Raw genomic sequence first — 1,834 nt, forward strand, 5'->3', positions numbered from 1 at the left:
TCCTGCAAGGGCGATGCGATGCGGAAAAAAGAGTTGTCATTTAACAGCAAGATTTTGGCGCTGGCCGCGATTTGAAAAAAACAGCTGAATTTGTTATAAAAGAACCATGGAAAACGTGAAAGTTCTGGTTGTCGATGATGAAAAGAATATCCTGGAATCGGTAAAAATGGTCCTGGATTATGAAAAATATACCGTGGCCGTGGCCAAAGACGGAATTGAAGGCATTGATCTTTTTAAAAAATTCATGCCCGATATTGTTTTGCTGGACGTCAAAATGCCTGGCGGCCTTGACGGTTTGCAAGTGCTGAAATCGTTCAGGGAAGTCAATCCGGGCGCCGAAATTATCATGATTTCCGGCCATTCGGGTATCGAGGAAGCGATGGAGGCTTCGCGTCTGGGAGCTTTTGATTTTCTGGAAAAACCCATTTCCCGCGACAAGCTGGTTTTGACGGTGCGCAACGCGGCTGAAAAAATTCAACTGCTCAAGGAAAATTTCAGTTTAAGGAATTTAACCGCCAGAAAATATGAACTGGTTGGCCAATCGGCCATCATGCAGGCTTTGCAGGAAACCATCAGCCGTGTGGCGCGCAGCGATTCCATGGTCCTGATTTCCGGCGACAGCGGCACCGGCAAGGAATTGATCGCCCGCCTGATTCACCAGCATTCGGGGCGCAGTCAGAACCGTTTCATCCAGGTTAATTGCGCCGCCATCCCCGACGAATTGATCGAAAGCGAGCTTTTCGGCCACGAAAAAGGCTCCTTTACCGGCGCCTATGAAAAAAAAATCGGCAAGTTTGAAAGCGCCCACCGCGGCAGCATTTTTCTGGATGAGATCGGTGATCTGAGTTTGAAAGCCCAGGCCAAGGTGCTGCGGGTGCTCGAGGAAGGGGAGGTGCAGCCGGTGGGTTCGCCGGAAATCAAGAAGGTCAATGTCCGCGTCATAGCCGCCACCAACAAGAACCTGGAAGCCGAAATCAAGAAAAACAATTTCCGCGAAGACCTGTATTTCCGGTTGCATGTGGTTCCGATCCACTCGCCTTCGCTGCGGGAAAGGAAGGAAGACATTCCCTTGTTAATCGAACATTTCATCACCTATTTTTCCGAAGAAAATAATTACAAGAAAAAAACATTTTCCCCGGCGGCGTTGTCCCTGCTCATGGAATACCCGTGGAAGGGCAATGTGCGCGAATTGCGCAACCTGGTGGAAAGGCTGTTAATCATGTGCCGCACCGACCAGATTTCCAGTCAGGACCTGCCCGAATACATCGGCCGTAAAAACGAAGGCAGCGAGCCGGCCCTGCTGCAGATAAAAAACTGGAAAGAATTTAAAAACCAGTCGGAAAAAATTTATCTGGAACAAAAATTAAAGGAATACCAATACAATGTGGCCAAGACGGCCCGGGAAATCAGCCTGCCGCGCAGCAACCTCTATCAAAAAATCGAATCTCTTGGTATAATGGTGGGGCACCAGCAGGATGCGGATGAAGAATCGCCTCTTTCCTGAGTGAAAGGGGAGGAAAGTCCGGACTCCGCAGGGAAGGATGATCCCTAACCGGGATTTTTCCCCGCTTGTCGGGGGGACAGGACAGTGTCACAGAGAACAGACCGCCCGGCCGCGTTCGCGCGGTTGGGTAAGGGTGAAAAGGTGAGGCAAGAGTTCACCGTCCCGGCCGGCGACGGCAGGGACTGAGACAAACCCCATCCGGAGCAAGGCTTAACAAAGGGCGTTTGAGGCTTTCCCGGCCGAAGTCCTTGGGTTAGCTGCATGACTGCGGCAGCAATGCCGCAGCCAGATAAATGATTCTTCGCGACAGAACCCGGCTTATAGTCCGCA

Annotated in this window: 1 other RNA gene and 1 pseudogene; both read left to right on the forward strand. The window is 50.9% G+C overall.

The features are described from left to right. Nucleotides 1–106 precede the first annotated feature (106 nt). Nucleotides 107–1,432: pseudogene (locus NTW95_13055) on the forward strand (sigma-54 dependent transcriptional regulator). Nucleotides 1,433–1,473: 41 nt separating this feature from the next. Then, nucleotides 1,474–1,834, forward strand: an RNA gene (gene rnpB / locus NTW95_13060) — RNase P RNA component class A; the annotation flags it as partial.

The sequence above is a fragment of the Candidatus Aminicenantes bacterium genome, from assembly GCA_026393795.1.
Taxonomy (GTDB): Bacteria; Acidobacteriota; Aminicenantia; order UBA2199; family UBA2199; genus UBA2199.